Source organism: Mycobacteriales bacterium (genome assembly GCA_036497565.1).
Taxonomy (GTDB): Bacteria; Actinomycetota; Actinomycetes; order Mycobacteriales; family QHCD01; genus DASXJE01.
Map to the genome: position 1 here is coordinate 13,651 of DASXJE010000268.1, position 13,578 is coordinate 27,228.

At 70.4% G+C, this 13,578-nt stretch carries 15 protein-coding genes; 6 read left to right on the forward strand and 9 right to left on the reverse strand.

Translation table 11 applies throughout. The annotated features are described in order from the left end of the window. Positions 1–7: 7 nt before the first annotated feature. Positions 8–319: a hypothetical protein gene (locus tag VGH85_21310; GenBank protein HEY2176354.1), complete on the reverse strand. Its 312-nt coding sequence runs from the start codon at positions 317–319 to the stop codon at positions 8–10. Between the two features lie 199 nt (positions 320–518). Further along, on the reverse strand, positions 519–971 hold the full coding sequence (locus VGH85_21315; GenBank protein ID HEY2176355.1) for a hypothetical protein: 453 nt from the start codon (positions 969–971) through the stop codon (positions 519–521). Between the two features lie 59 nt (positions 972–1,030). Here VGH85_21315 and VGH85_21320 point away from each other — a divergent pair, with 59 nt between their 5' ends. The 4 genes from VGH85_21320 to VGH85_21335 all read left to right on the forward strand — a co-directional run bounded on the left by VGH85_21320 (position 1,031) and on the right by VGH85_21335 (position 4,545). Further along, positions 1,031–2,032 carry a hypothetical protein gene (locus VGH85_21320; protein HEY2176356.1) on the forward strand — a complete coding sequence of 334 codons (1,002 nt, stop codon included), beginning with the start codon at positions 1,031–1,033 and terminating at the stop codon, positions 2,030–2,032. A 73-nt stretch (positions 2,033–2,105) separates the two neighbouring features. Continuing rightward, a complete protein-coding gene (locus tag VGH85_21325) occupies positions 2,106–3,005 on the forward strand; it encodes an NAD(P)-dependent oxidoreductase (protein HEY2176357.1) in 900 nt (299 codons plus the stop codon). Then, on the forward strand, positions 3,002–4,207 hold the full coding sequence (gene manD, locus VGH85_21330) for a D-mannonate dehydratase ManD (protein ID HEY2176358.1): 1,206 nt from the start codon (positions 3,002–3,004) through the stop codon (positions 4,205–4,207). Before VGH85_21325 ends, manD begins: the two co-directional genes overlap by 4 nt. Next, the gene (locus VGH85_21335) at positions 4,204–4,545 is read left to right on the forward strand and encodes a rhodanese-like domain-containing protein (protein ID HEY2176359.1); all 342 of its coding nucleotides are present in this window, start codon (positions 4,204–4,206) and stop codon (positions 4,543–4,545) included. The genes manD and VGH85_21335 overlap by 4 nt, the downstream gene beginning before the upstream one ends. 3 nt (positions 4,546–4,548) lie before the next feature. Here VGH85_21335 and VGH85_21340 read toward each other — a convergent pair whose 3' ends face one another. The 3 genes from VGH85_21340 to VGH85_21350 all read right to left on the reverse strand — a co-directional run bounded on the left by VGH85_21340 (position 4,549) and on the right by VGH85_21350 (position 8,254). Beyond that, the gene (locus VGH85_21340) at positions 4,549–5,052 is read right to left on the reverse strand and encodes a methylated-DNA--[protein]-cysteine S-methyltransferase (protein HEY2176360.1); all 504 of its coding nucleotides are present in this window, start codon (positions 5,050–5,052) and stop codon (positions 4,549–4,551) included. Next, entirely contained in the window at positions 5,049–6,503 is a 1,455-nt protein-coding gene (locus VGH85_21345) for an AlkA N-terminal domain-containing protein (protein ID HEY2176361.1), read from the reverse strand. The genes VGH85_21340 and VGH85_21345 overlap by 4 nt, the downstream gene beginning before the upstream one ends. Positions 6,504–6,628: 125 nt before the next feature. Beyond that, a complete protein-coding gene (locus VGH85_21350) occupies positions 6,629–8,254 on the reverse strand; it encodes a long-chain fatty acid--CoA ligase (GenBank protein HEY2176362.1) in 1,626 nt (541 codons plus the stop codon). 161 nt (positions 8,255–8,415) lie between these two features. Between VGH85_21350 and VGH85_21355 the strand changes: the two genes are divergently transcribed. Together VGH85_21355 and VGH85_21360 are read left to right on the forward strand one after the other, a co-directional pair. Beyond that, entirely contained in the window at positions 8,416–9,225 is an 810-nt protein-coding gene (locus VGH85_21355) for a glycerophosphodiester phosphodiesterase family protein (GenBank protein HEY2176363.1), read from the forward strand. A gap of 96 nt (positions 9,226–9,321) precedes the next feature. Continuing rightward, positions 9,322–9,762, forward strand: a complete 441-nt coding sequence (locus VGH85_21360) for an ATP-binding protein (GenBank protein HEY2176364.1) — start codon at positions 9,322–9,324, stop codon at positions 9,760–9,762. Positions 9,763–9,784: 22 nt separating this feature from the next. Here the strand turns inward: VGH85_21360 and VGH85_21365 are convergent, their stop codons facing one another. The 4 genes from VGH85_21365 to ggt all read right to left on the reverse strand — a co-directional run. Then, positions 9,785–10,987, reverse strand: a complete 1,203-nt coding sequence (locus VGH85_21365) for an arginine deiminase (protein ID HEY2176365.1) — start codon at positions 10,985–10,987, stop codon at positions 9,785–9,787. A gap of 40 nt (positions 10,988–11,027) precedes the next feature. Continuing rightward, a complete protein-coding gene (locus tag VGH85_21370) occupies positions 11,028–11,510 on the reverse strand; it encodes a glutathione peroxidase (protein HEY2176366.1) in 483 nt (160 codons plus the stop codon). A 68-nt stretch (positions 11,511–11,578) separates the two neighbouring features. Beyond that, complete coding sequence (locus VGH85_21375) at positions 11,579–11,848, reverse strand: hypothetical protein (GenBank protein HEY2176367.1); 270 nt, start codon at positions 11,846–11,848, stop codon at positions 11,579–11,581. Between the two features lie 49 nt (positions 11,849–11,897). Continuing rightward, positions 11,898–13,578, reverse strand: a 1,681-nt coding sequence (ggt, locus tag VGH85_21380; GenBank protein HEY2176368.1) for a gamma-glutamyltransferase, incomplete at its 5' end; no start/stop codon positions are given.

Here is a 13,578-nt window from a genome sequence, read left to right on the forward strand (position 1 = left end):
TCGTCACTCAGGCCGGGGTCCGGCCGCCGGACCTGGCCAGGGCTGTGGTCAGGGCACCCTCTTGCGCCTCCCAGGCGTCGGCCGCCGCGAGGACGGCCAGCCCGCAGCGGGCCGTGTCGTCCGCGACGATCGCGAGCAGCCGGGACCAGCCGATGCGGAAGTCGGCCAGCGCCGGACCGACCGGCGTGAACGTCGAGAGTTCCGCCAGACCGCGCACGGCGCGGGCCGACGACGCCGCCGTTTGCGCGCACCGGGAGACCGAGCCGCCGAGGGCACGCAGGTGATCCGGTAGGACACGGATGGTTGGGTGATCGGACATGGCGCGCCTCCCGGACGAACGCCACGACGCTAAGCGAGCCGCCCGGGTGCCGGGGTCGCGTCCACAGGACCATCACAGGATCGCCCGGCTGTGGATGTCGACACGGCCGTCCCCACCAGAAGATCAAGAGGGGATCGAGGTGCAAAACGCCGTACGAATCCCCTCTTGATCATGCGGTTGCGGGAAGGAATGGTGCGGCTCAAACACCGTCGGGAGAGCGTCGCGAAATTGCGGATGGTCCGGCCGGGAGCCACGGGTGCTGGGAGTCGAAAAGATCGGCCCACGGTTTACAGACCAACACCCCGCCTTGACGTTGCATCCAGCGCTTCGCATAAATCTCGCCACGCATGAAGACCTTCACGCTCTCGTGCGGAGATGCTGCCGTCCGGACGCCGAACACGAGGTCTTCCATACCTCTCATCCAAGCACCGGGCGCTCCCTGCTGCAGCAGATGGCGAGATGGTCGATGGCTCGCGGTAAGCAGGCGCATACCCTCGGTCATTTTCCCGTGCGGCTGCCACTTCCCCTTTCGGACCGATGCCTTTTTACTGCCGAATTCTTCGGTGATATTCGGCCGTCGCTGAATTCGAGCGATGTTCTTGATAGCGGAGCGGCCAAGAATGAAGCGTGTAGATTTGGTGGTGAGGAGCACGTAGAGCCCCCGAGATATTCGGGGGATTTCTCTTTTTGCGGATGGGGGTCCGAAGGGTCATGCCGGCGTTCCGCCCGCTCGTCGCCGCCGTGGTCACCGGTCTCCTTTTCGCTGTTGCACTCGCCGTCACCCCGGGGACCGCGGGCGCCGTCTCTCCCGCGGTGCACGACGGCAAGGTCGCCTTCGCCCGCGCCAACCAGATCTACACGATCAATCCGGACGGCACCGGGGTCCGGCAGCTGACCACGACGGCGACCGGCAGGTCGTACGCGCCGCGCTGGTCCCCGGATGGCACCCGCATCGCGTTCGTCAACGAACCCGCCTCCGGCAAGCGGTACCTCGACCTCATGAACGCCGACGGCACGGGCAAGGTACGGGTCACCAACACGGTGGTCTCCGGTGCCGCGCCCGCGTGGTCGCCGAATGGGAAGACGCTCGCGTTCGGCGGGCCGTGCCGCATTCCCGGCACCACCTTGTGCGCGGAATACCGCATCAACAAGTTCCAGCCGTCGTGGACGCTCGACCACGTCCAGGCCGCCGCCCGCAACGCCGCCCCGACCACCTACGCCGGCGACGAACCGCAGTACGGCCGCGTCGCGGTCGGCAACGTCGACGGAGCGATCGCGTGGTCGAAAACCGGCTTCATCGCCTACTACTCGTCCAACTGGCCGGACGCCTCCGACCACTACCTGCTCACCTATCAGGTGACCGGCGGGCAGATCGACGAAGTCGCCCAGATCGGCTCGGAGGTTTACGGGAACGGCTACTTCGCCGATCCTGCGTTCAGTCCGTCCGGCACGGGGATCGCCTACCAGGCTCAGGTCACCGAGATCGGGTCCCCGACGGACACCCCGCACATCGTGGAGTGCTCCGGTCCGTCCACGTGCGCCGTATTTCCCCATGTCGCCCATGACGGGCAGCCGCGATTTTCCCCGACCGGCACCCGCATCGTGTTCGAGAACGACGCGGCCGGGCCGAGGGTGTTCACGGCGACCGTGACCGGTGCCGGCCGCAAGCTCCTCACCACCGGTTACAGCCCGGACTGGCAGCCCACCCACTGAGCCACTGACCCACCGAGCCACCGGCAGCAGCACCGAGCGCCTTTGGCAGGATGACCCGGATGAAGGTCCCCGGATGAAGATCGTCGTGACCGGCGCCGCCGGCGGGCTGGGGAGCCACGTCACCGCCGAACTCCTGAGCCGCGGCCACGACCTGGTCGCGGTCGACCGGCGCGGCACCGGGGACGGTCGACCGACCGTCGTCGCCGACGTCACCGATCTGACCCAGATGCGGGCGGCCTGCGCCGGGTGCGACGCGCTGATCCATCTCGCCGCGATCCCTTCACCCCGGCGGGCCGAGCCCGACGTGGTCTTCGGCAACAACGCCCTGTCCACATTCGCCGTGCTGCAGGCCGCCGCGGACGTCGGGATCGAGCGGGCGGTCATCGCTTCGAGCGCATCGGCGCTGGGCATGGCCTGGGCGGAGCCGACGTTCTCCCCGCTCTACGCCCCCATCGACGAAGAGCACCCGCTCCGCCCGGCCGACCACTACGGCCTGTCCAAGGAGGTGGCCGAGCGGATCGGTGCGTCGATCCACCGGCAGAGCGGCATGGCGGTCACGGCCCTGCGGTTCCCGTGGATTCCGTACGGCCCGCGGTTGGCGCAGGCCGTCACCGCTGTGCGGTCCGACCCGGCCGAGCGGGCGCCGATGCGCGATCTGTGGAGCTACGCGCTGCCCGAGGACGTCGCGGCGGCGGCCGCGCTCGCCATCGAGACGCCCGGGCTCGGCTTCGACGTCCTCAACGTCGTGGCCCCGGACACCCTCTCGGAGATCCCCACCGAGGAGCTGATCGCCACCTACCACCCCACGACCGAGCTTCGCGCGCCGCTGCCCGGCTCCACGCCGGCCTGGTCCACCGCCAAGGCCGCCGAGCTCCTCGGCTTCACGGCGATCCACACGTGGCGCGATCGGCTGCCGCACCTGCGCAGCAATGAGTCCCCTCCATCCCCCACCGGAAGGCCATCCCACCCGTGAAGATCACGGCGGCCCGGGTCATCGTCAGCAGTCCCGGGCGCAACTTCGTCACCCTGAAGATCGAGACCAGCGACGGGCTGTACGGCGTCGGCGACGCGACCCTCAACGGGCGGGAGCTCGCGGTCGCGGCGTACCTCTCCGAGCATCTCGTACCGATGCTGCTCGACCGCGACCCGGCCAATATCGAGGACACCTGGCAGCTGCTCTACAAGGGCGCCTACTGGCGGCGCGGTCCGGTCACGATGGCCGCCATCGCCGCGGTCGACATGGCGCTCTGGGACATCAAGGGCAAGGCCCTCGACACCCCGGTGTGGAACCTGCTCGGCGGCAAGTGCCGGCCGGGCATCCTCGCCTACGCCCACGCCTCCGGCCGCGACATCGACGACACGATCGACCAGGCGCACAAGCTGCGCGAGGAGGGCTACCAGGCCATCCGGCTGCAGTGCGCCGTACCGGGGATCGAGGAGATGTACGGCGTACCGCGCGCGCAGCAGGGCCGCGACGGCGGCGGCCTGCCCTACGAGGAGCCGGGCTGGTCGACCGAGAAGTACCTGCGCTTCACCCCGAAGCTGTTCGCGCAGGCCCGCGACGCGCTCGGCTTCGACGTCCATCTGCTGCACGACGCACATCACCGGCTCACCCCCATCGAGGCCGGCTGGCTGGGCAAGCGGCTCGAGGAACACCAGCTCTTCTGGCTCGAGGACGCCGTGCCCGCCGAGCTGCAGGACTCGTTCCGGCTGATCCGCCAGCACACGACGACGCCACTGGCGGTCGGTGAGGTCTTCAACAGCCTCTACGACTGCGAGCAGCTGATCACCGAGCAGCTCATCGACTACATCCGGGCCGCGATCCTGCATGCCGGAGGCATTACCTCGATGCGCAAGATCGCCGCGCTGGCCGAGCCCTACCACGTGCGCACCGGCTGCCACGGCGCCGGGGATCTCTCACCGGTCACGATGGCGGCCGCCGTGCACTTCGGCGTCGCCACGCACAACGCCGCGATCCAGGAGCATGCCCACCACACGGAGTTGCAGCACGAGGTCTTCCCGCACGGCTGGCATTTCTCCGACGGATACCTGCGGCCCGGTGACGAACCCGGCCTCGGTGTCGACATCGATGAGAAGCTCGCGGCGAAATACCCCTACCAGCGCGCCTACCTTCCGGTCAGCCGGAAGGTCGACGGCTCAGTCGGAAGTTGGTGAGTCCGCTGAAACCCGCACATGTCCCGAGCATCGACGTCGGCGCCGTAACGGCCGACGCGACGATCGTCGACGTCCGCGAAGACGACGAGTGGAGCGCCGGTCACGTGAGCGGCGCCTCACACGTCCCGATGCACGCCGTCCCGTCGCGCCTTGCCGAGATCCCGTCCGACCGCGACATCGTCGTCGTGTGCCGGCGGGGTAGCCGGTCGGCGCAGGTCACGTCCTACCTCAACGGAGTCGGCTACCGGGCCGTCAATCTGACCGGCGGCATGCAGGCCTGGGCCGCGAGCGGCCGGCCGATGGTCAGCGACTCCGGTGAGCCGCCCGAGGTGATCTGAGGCTCAGGCGGCGTGCCGGGCCTCGTGGGCGAGCAGCCAGCGCTTCACCGGCAGGCCCCAGTAGTAGCCGCCGAGGGAGCCGTCGGAGCGCAGCGCCCGGTGACACGGGACGATCGGCGCGATGAGGTTGCGGGCGCACGCAGAACCTGCGGCGCGCACCGCCGCCGGGCGTCCCGCGCGGCCGGCCAGCTGGGTGTAGGTGAGGGTCGACCCGGCCGGGATGTCGCGCAGCGCCTGCCACGCCTCGGTGACGAACGGGCCGCCCGGCTGACCGACGGGCAGCCGATCGATCGCGCGGACGTCACCGGCGAAATAGGCCTCGACGGCGGCGGTGATGGCGCCGAGCTCACGGCGGTCGACGACGTCGACCGCGCGATGCCGCAAGCTCAGCCTGGCCCGCAGCGGCGTCGCGTCGGGCGTGAACCCGGCCGCGATCACCGCATCGTTGTCGGCGATCAGGGTGAGCGGGCCGGCCGGTGTGTCCATGGTGGCGGTCTCGATGATCATCGGGTCTCTTCCGGGTGGGTCCACAGGTGCTGGGCGGCGTAGGCGCGCCAGGGGCGCCAGCGGTGCGAACGGAGCTCGAGTGCGTCGGTGTCGGCGGGTCCGCCGAGCCCGGCGCTGGTACGGCGCAGCCCGAGGTCGCCGGCCGGGAAGGCGTCCGGGTCACCCAGCGCGCGCATCGCGATGTAGGACGCGGTCCACGGTCCCACCCCGGGCAGGTCGAGCAGCTGCGTCTCGGTCCGGGCGCGGTCGGCGCCGCGATCGAGGCGCAGGTCGCCCGTCGCGACGGCGGCGCCCACCGCACGCAGCGTGCGCTGCCGCGCACCGGTGAGCCCGACGCCCGCGAAGTCGGCGTCGGCGATGGCGGCTGCGGTCGGGAACAGATGCGTGAGGGGGCCGGCCGGCTCGGGGAGGGGATCGCCGAGTGCGGCGACCAACCGGCCGGTCATGGTGCGCGCGCCGGCCACCGAGATCTGCTGGCCGAGTACGGCGCGGCAGGCCAGCTCGAACCCGTCGACGTGACCCGGCACGCGCAGGCCGGGCCGGGCGTCGACCAGCGGCCGGAGCAGCGGGTCGGCGCGGAGCACCAAGCCGACCGCGTCCGGGTCGGCGTCGAGGTCGGCCAGCGCGCGGGCGCGCGCGACGGCGGCGGTGAGGTCCACCAGCTCGTCGACGGCCAGCCGCATCGTCAGGTGATCGCCGTCGGGCACCAGCTCGAGGACACCGCTGGTGCGGGGCAGCCGGATCGTCCGGCGGTAGGAGGTGTCGTCGACCTGCTCGATCCCGGCCACGGCACGGGACTTCAGCCAGCCGAGCAGCGAAACGGCGTCGTACGGCCGGCGGAGGGCGAGCCGCAACACGATGGCACCGGTGCCGGCCGGCGCGGACCGTGCGGACGCGCCGGCCCGCAGCGCGCTCGGCGTACATCCGAACGCCTCCCGGATGCTGTCGTTGAACTGCCGCACGCTCGCGTAGCCGGCGGTGAAGGCGATGTCGGTGAGCGGCAGGTCGGTCGACTCGACGAGCAGCCGCGCGGTCTGGGCCCGCCGGGTGCGGGCCAGCATCAGCGGCCCGGCACCGACCTCACCGACCAGCTGGCGGTGCAGGTGCCGTTCGCTCACCGCGAGCCGTTGGGCCAGCCCACCGACACCGTCGGTGTCCACGGCCCCTTCGGCGATCAGCCGCAGCGCACGGGCGGTGAGGTCGGCGCGCACGTCCCATTCCGGCGAACCGGGACTGGCCTGCGGGCGGCACCGCTTGCAGGCCCGGAAGCCGGCGGCCTGCGCCGCGGCCGGCAGCGGGTAGAAGCGGACGTTCGCGCGCTTGGGTGTCTGCGCCGGGCAGCTCGGCCGGCAGTAGATGCCGGTCGAGGTGACCGCGATGACGAACCGGCCGTCGAAGCGGCGGTCCCGGCTCTCGATCGCCCGGTAGAGCTGGTCGAAGTCGTTGTCCACGCCGCCGAGTCTGCCCGACCCGGCCGCGCCGTACTAGCGGGTTTCGGACACGACCACCCGACACCCCCCGCTCCGGTGATCAAGAGGGGATTCGTACGGCGTTTCGTGCCGGAATCCCCTCTTGATCATGGGGCTGAGGGGAGCTGATAGTCGGCGAACCGGGTACGCAGGTCGCGCTTGGAGAACTTGCCGACGCTCGTCTTCGGCACCTCGTCGATGAAGACCACGTCGTCGGGCAGCCACCACTTGGCGACCCGGGGCCGAAGGTGGTCGAGCAGGTCTTCCTTGGTCGCGGTCTCCCCGGGGCGAAGGACGACGCAGGCCAGCGGCCGTTCCTGCCACTTCTCGTGCGGTACGCCGATCACCGCGGCCTCGGCGACGGCCGGATGTGACATCAGGATGTTCTCCAGCTCGACCGAGCTGATCCACTCGCCACCGGACTTGACCAGGTCCTTGGTCCGATCGACCAGCCGGATGCTGCCGTGTTCGTCGATCGCCGCCACGTCGCCCGTACGCAGCCAGCCGTCCGGCGTGAACGACTCGTCGCCGGCGTCGTTGCCGTAGTAGGCACCGGCGATCCACGGGCCCCGGACCTGCAACTCGCCGGTGGCCGTGTCGTCCCACGGCAGTTCGTCCGTGCTCCCGGGCTCGACGATCCGGCTGTCCACCCCGACGAAAGCGGTGCCCTGCCGGGCCCGGATGTCGGCCAGTTCCTCCTCCGGCCGGTCGAGGTCGGCGCTGCGGACGTGGTTGAAGGATGCGACCGGGCTGGTCTCGGTCATTCCCCAGGCGTGGGCGAGCGGGAACCCGAGCTTCTCCCGGTAGGCCTCCGACAGCGCCTTCGGCACCGCCGACCCGCCGCCGATCACCAGCCGCAGGGACGACAGGTCGTGGTCGTCGAGCAGCGGGAGCATTCCTCGCCAGATGGTGGGTACGCCGGCCGTGATGGTCACCCGCTCCTGTTCGAGCAGGGTGACGATCGCGGACGGGGACAGGTCCGGTCCCGGCATGACGATGTTCGCGCCGGCGAAGATCGGCGTCTGGGCGAAGCCCCAGGCGTTGGCGTGGAAGAGCGGAACGACCGGGAGCACGGTGTCGCGCTCACTGGTAGCCGTGTTGGCCGACGTCATGCCGCACAGCGCATGCAGGTAGTTGGAGCGGTGCGAGTAGAGCACGCCCTTGGGGTTGCCGGTGGTGCCGCTCGTGTAGCACATGGCGGCGGCCTGGTCCTCGTCCTCGACGTGGAAGTCGACCGGGTCGGCCGCCTCCACCAGCGCGGTGTAGTCGACGATCCGCGGGTCGTCCGGGATCTCGGTGTCGGCGCCGTCGTCCATCACGACGAACTGCTTCACGGTGTCGAACGTCGGCACCAGCGGCCACAGCAGGCCGAGCAGGGAGCGGTCGACGAAGATCACGTCGTCCTCGGCGTGGTTGACGACGTAGCTCAGCTGGTCGGGGAAGAGCCGGATGTTGAGGGTGTGCAGGATGCGGCCGGTGCACGGGACCGCCCAGTAGAGGGCGAGGTGGCGGGCGGTGTTCCACGCGAAGGTCCCGACCCGGCCGTCGGGCGGGATACCGAGGGTCTCGAGGACGCCGCCCAGCCGGCGGGTCTCGTCCGCCCACGCGCCGTACGTCGTCCGTTCGATGCCGTTGCGGGTGGCGGTGACGATGCGTTTGTCGGCGTAGAGACGCTCGGCCCGGTCGAAGACCGGCGGCAGGGTGAGTGGATACCGCTGCATGAGCCCGTGCATTCAGCGCCTCCTCGTTGGTCACTACTCGGTCCCGCTCGCGTCGAGCCTGCGGCACCGTCGGCGGATGGACAAGTCGGCACGGACCGGAATTCGGACATTCGCCTGTTACCGGTCGGCGAGTCCCCTGCACGCCCGGTTACCGGGTGAGGGACGATGGAGACGTGCCGGTGCCGGTGGTCGTGGCACACCGCGGGTCTTCCCACGCGGTGGCCGAGCACACCCTCGCGGCCTACGAGCAGGCGATCGGCGACGGTGCGGATGCGCTCGAGTGCGATGTGCGGCTGACCCGCGACGGTCACCTGGTCTGCGTCCACGACCGGCGGGTCGAGCGGACCTCCAACGGCCGGGGAGTCGTCTCCGAGTTCGCGCTCGACGAGCTGGGTGACCTTGATTTCGGGCGGTGGCACGACCAGTTGCCGTCGTCCGCGGATGCGCTCGTCGACCCCGAACCCCCGCCGCCGCCACCCGCCGCCGTCCTGACGCTCCCGCAACTCCTCGAATTGATCGTCGATGCCAGCCGCCCGGTGCAGCTCTACGTCGAGACCAAGCACCCCAACCGGTACGCCGGTCTGGTCGAGCAGGAGCTGGTCGCGGCGCTGCGCCGGTTCGGCCTCGCCGACCCCCTGGATCCGGCCTCCTCCGCGGTGACCCTGATGAGCTTCGCGCCCATGGGGGTACGCCGGATGCGGCTGCTGGCGCCCGCCGTGCCCAAGGTCTTGTTGCTCAACCAGGTCCCCAAGATCCGCCGGGACGGGTCGCTGCCGCCGGGGGTCGGGATCGCCGGGCCGGGCATCCACGTCCTCCGCGCCCACCCGGAGTACGCCCGGCGGGTGCACGAGGCCGGGCACCGGCTCTATGCGTGGACGATCGACAAGCCGGCCGATCTGGATCTTGCCCTCGCGCTCGGGTCGGACATGATCGCGACCAACCGACCGCGGGAAGTGCTCAGCCGCGTATCACAAAGACGATGACTCCGCGTGCTTTGAGGGTTATCCGCACCGGAGAGCGGGGACACACCCCTAGACAGGAGGAATACACGGGGCCCGATCATGCGGAAGGAGGCGCCCATGGGCGCCATGACCGTTCCGCATTCGGCTGCGAGCGCTTCGCTGGCCCGGCGGCGGATCGTCAGCGACCTCATGGCCATCCACATCGACGAAACGGCCCTGGATGATGTCGCGCTGGTAGTCAGCGAGCTCGTCAGCAACGCCGTCCGGCACGGCCGGGCGGTCCCCGGGACAGGGGTAAGCATCGACTGGGAATGCGTCGAGGACAGCCTTCAGCTGCGGGTGACCGACGGAGGCAGCGTCGAGGGCTCACCGCACGTGCGCCGTGCCGGACCCAAGGACACCACCGGGCGGGGACTGGCCGTCGTCGGGTCTCTCGCCGACGACTGGGGCGTCGAGCGCGATGCCGACGGGACCACGGTCTGGGCCCGCATCATCACGCCATGCACCGAGCAGTCGACCGTCGCCGCCGACACCGCCGGATCCGTCGCCGACCGCTGACCCCATAGCCACTCTGAGGGCATCAGGGGGCGAGCGGGTCGCGGAGTACGGGGCAGGACATGCAGCGCGGGCCGCCGCGCCCGCTACCCAACTCACTCCCGGCGATCCGCACCACCTCGACGCCGGCCGCCTCCAGCCGGGCGTTGGTCTCGATGTTGCGCTCGTAGGCCACGGCCAGTCGGGGGGCGATGGCGAGCGTGTTGTTGCCGTCGTCCCACTGCTCGCGTTCCGCGGTGACCGGGTCGAGGCCGGTGTCGATGACCCGCAGCGCGTCGATGCCCATCGCCTCGGCGGCCGCGGTGAGGAACGGCGCAGGGCCGGCGACGTCGAGTTCCTCGCCGTCGGTGGCGGTGACGGTGTACGCCGAGAGGGTGTCGGCCAGCGGTGGGTACATGACCACCCCGTCGACGTCGACCATCGTGCAGACCGTGTCCAGGTGCATGGTGGCCCGATCCTGGGCGATCGGGACCACCAGCACGGTATGGGCCACGCCGGCCGCGAACGCATGCCGGGCCAGGCTCTCCACGCCGGCCGGTGTGGTCCGCTGGCCCACCCCGACGGCCACCACACCCGGGCCGAGCAGCAGGACGTCGCCGCCTTCGAGCGATTCCTGCCCGGGAGAGTAGAGCGTCTCGACGCCGGCGAACCGGGTGTGGTGACGGTAGATGCTCTGCAGCAGCAGCGCTTCGCGGTGCCGGACCGCCATCGACGGGCTGGTCGCCGCCACCTGATCCCGGATCCAGACGCTGGAGTCTCGGGTGAAGAGCAGGTTGGGTAGCGGGTCGATGACGAAGTCGTGATCGTCCATCAACCGGTAGGCCAGGCCGCGCCCGGTCTTCAGCTCGCGCTTGGCCAGCCCGGCGATCAGGACGTCGGCGAGGTCGGCCGGATGCAGTTCGGCGAGGTAGGAGGCCACGATCCCCTTGAGGCGATGGCCGAGCCGGCTGTCGTCGACGACGGCCGCGATGGTCTCCTGCCGGGCGGCCGGCGTCTGGAGCGTCTGCTCGAGCAGCTCGGCGACGTAGAGCACCTCGACGTCGCGCTCGCGCAGGGCCGCTGCAAAGGCGTCGTGCTCGGCCTGCGCCCGGTCGACCCAGGGGATGCCGTCGAAGAGCAACTGGTCGTTGTTACGCGGGGTGAGCCGCTTCAGCTCCGCGCCCGGCCGGTGCAGCAGCACGGTGCGCAGCCGGCCGACCTCACTGTCGACGTACGCCGAGGCCTTCACCCGGCAAGATTAGCCGGGCCCCCTAACGACCCGAGGCCGATCAGACCAGGACGGCGTCCAGGTCGCCGCGGATCTCCTCGGGAGTGGTCTTCGGTTCGTAGCGGGCGACGACCGCGCCGTCGCGGCCGATGAGGAACTTGGTGAAGTTCCAGGAGATGTCGCCGTCCTCGGACTCACCGGGCGCCTCGCTGCGAAGGAAGGTGTACAGCGGGTCGGCGTTCGGGCCGTTGACGTCGATCTTGCTGAAGATCGGGAAGGTGACGTCGTAGTTGGTCGTGCAGAAGTCCTGGATCTCCGCGGCAGTTCCCGGCTCCTGGCCGCCGAACTGGTTGCACGGGAAGCCGAGGACCTCCAGCCCGCTGTCTTTGGTGTCCCGGTAGAGCGCCTCGAGACCCTCGTACTGGGGGGTCAGCCCGCACTTGCTCGCGACGTTGACGATCAGCAGGGCGCGGCCTTTGTAGTCGTTCAGCGACTGCGTTCCCCCGTCGGGCGTCGCGACGGAGAAGTCGTAGGTGGAGCTCATCGGTGCGTCCTCACTCTCGGCAGCTGCGGGGTCTCTGCACACCCTAAGCGCCGGGCACAGCACGACCGCTAGAGGATCCGCATCGAGCCGATGACGCCGAGTCCGCTCAGCAGTCCGACCGCCGACAGGGCGAGACAGGCGACCACCGCTGATCGCCACCACCGCCGATGCGCGGCGGCGCCGATGCAGGCAAGGCCCAGTACCGCCCACAGACAACCCTCGATGAAGAACCACGGTTCGTTGAACAGCAGGTCCTGAAGGTCTGCGGCGTGCCGGTCGATCGACAGCCACAGGCCTGGCGGGTAGGACTGCGCGTGTACGCCGGTGAAGCTCAACACCCGCGGCGTTGATGGCGTGCCACTGCGTCGCGGCGCTCTCAGGAACGGGTCAGGGCACCGGGTGGACGACCCCCGCGGCGCTCCCGCCGCGGCGTACCGGTTCACCGGCGGCCAGCACGTCGCCGTGGCCGAGGAATTCCAGCCCCGACGCGGCGCCGATCGTCGGCGGGATCTTGATCGTCGGGTCCAGCGGTGACGTGTCGCTGATCGCGAACGACTGGCCGAGCTTCTGCAGTCCCGGGGTGCTCGGCTCGGTCAGGAAATCCGGCTCGGCCTGGGTGGTCGCGGAGTTGCGCTGGGAGGCGCGCGGGGCCGCGATCGCCTCGGGCAGCGTCATACCGAGGTCGACCCGGTTGACCAGGATCTGCAGCACGGTGGTGATGATCGACGCACCGCCGGGGGAGCCGACGGCGAGATACGGCCGGCCGTCCTTCAGCACGATCGTCGGCGACATACTCGACCGGGGCTGCTTGCCGGGAGCAGGCAGGTTGGGGTCGGGTACGCCGGGCTGCAGCGGGGTGAAGTCGAAGTCGGTGAGCTCGTTGTTGAGCAGGAAACCGCGACCGGGGACGACGATGCCGCTGCCGCCGAGCTCCTCGATGGTGTTGGTGTAGGAGACCACGTCACCCCACCTGTCGGAGACGACGAAGTGATTGGTGTTGGTGCCCTCGTCGGGCTGGCGGGCGTGGCTCGTGCCGGCCGCGCAGCCGCCGCCGGTGGCGAACGGATCGCCGGGTGCCACCGGGCTGGTCAGCGCGTGGTCCGGGTCGATCAGGCAGGCGCGCTGGCGGGCGAACTGCGTGGACAGCAGTTGCTTCAGCGGGACCTTCACGTAGGCGGTGTCGCCGACGTAGCGATTGCGGTCGGCGAAGGCGAGCCGGCTCGCCTCCAGGTAGTGGTGCAGCGCCTCGACCCTGCTCATTCCGCGCAGGTTGAAGGTGCCGAGGATGTTCAGCGCTTCACCGGTCGTGGAGCCGCCGCTGGAGGACGGCCCCATGCCGTAGACGTCCAGGCCGCGGTAGTTGACGTGGGTCGGAGCCTGGTACGGCGCCCGGTAGCGCGCCAGATCGCCCAGCTGCATCAACCCGGCGCGCGGGTGGATCGTCGCGCCCGGTGCGAGCGGCAGATGGTGGTCGGTTGAGACGATGTCGCGGCCGAGCGGCCCGCCGTAGAGAGCGCCGACGCCATGTCGGGCGATCTCGCGGTAGGTCGCGGCGAGCTCGGGGTTGCGGAAGGTCGATCCGACCGCGGGCAGGTTGCCGCCCGGCAGGAACAGCTTGCTGGTCGGGGTGAACTGCGCGAAACGGCTGGCGTTCTCGCGGGTCTCCTCGCGCAGCGTCGGGGTGACCGTGAATCCTCGGTCGGCGACCTGCTCGGCCGGCCGGAGCAGCTCGCCGAGGCTGCGGGTGCCCCAACGGCGCAATGCCTGCTGCCAGGTCATCAAGGTGCCGGGTACGCCGACCGACAGACCGCTGGTCACGGCGTCGGAGAAGGTCATCGGCTTGCCCGTCGACGGGTCGATGAACAGATGCGAGTTGTCCCGCATCGGCGTGGTCTCCCGGCCGTCGATGGTCGACACCTGGTGCGTGCGGGCGTCGTAATAGGCGAAGTAGCCACCGCCGCCGATGCCGGCGACGTAGGGATCGGTGACGCCCAGCGTGGAGGCGACCGCGACGGCGGCGTCCGCGGCGTTGCCTCCGTGGCGCAGCACCGACAGCCCCGCCCGCGTC

Bases quoted from the DNA above. Each gene is read 5' to 3' on its own strand.
- VGH85_21310 (HEY2176354.1), bottom strand. From the start codon at position 319: ATGTCCGATCACCCAACCATCCGTGTCCTACCGGATCACCTGCGTGCC.
- VGH85_21320 (HEY2176356.1), top strand. From the start codon at position 1,031: ATGCCGGCGTTCCGCCCGCTCGTCGCCGCCGTGGTCACCGGTCTCCTT.
- VGH85_21325 (HEY2176357.1), top strand. From the start codon at position 2,106: ATGAAGATCGTCGTGACCGGCGCCGCCGGCGGGCTGGGGAGCCACGTC.
- VGH85_21340 (HEY2176360.1), bottom strand. From the start codon at position 5,052: ATGATCATCGAGACCGCCACCATGGACACACCGGCCGGCCCGCTCACC.
- VGH85_21350 (HEY2176362.1), bottom strand. From the start codon at position 8,254: ATGCACGGGCTCATGCAGCGGTATCCACTCACCCTGCCGCCGGTCTTC.
- VGH85_21360 (HEY2176364.1), top strand. From the start codon at position 9,322: ATGGGCGCCATGACCGTTCCGCATTCGGCTGCGAGCGCTTCGCTGGCC.
- VGH85_21370 (HEY2176366.1), bottom strand. From the start codon at position 11,510: ATGAGCTCCACCTACGACTTCTCCGTCGCGACGCCCGACGGGGGAACG.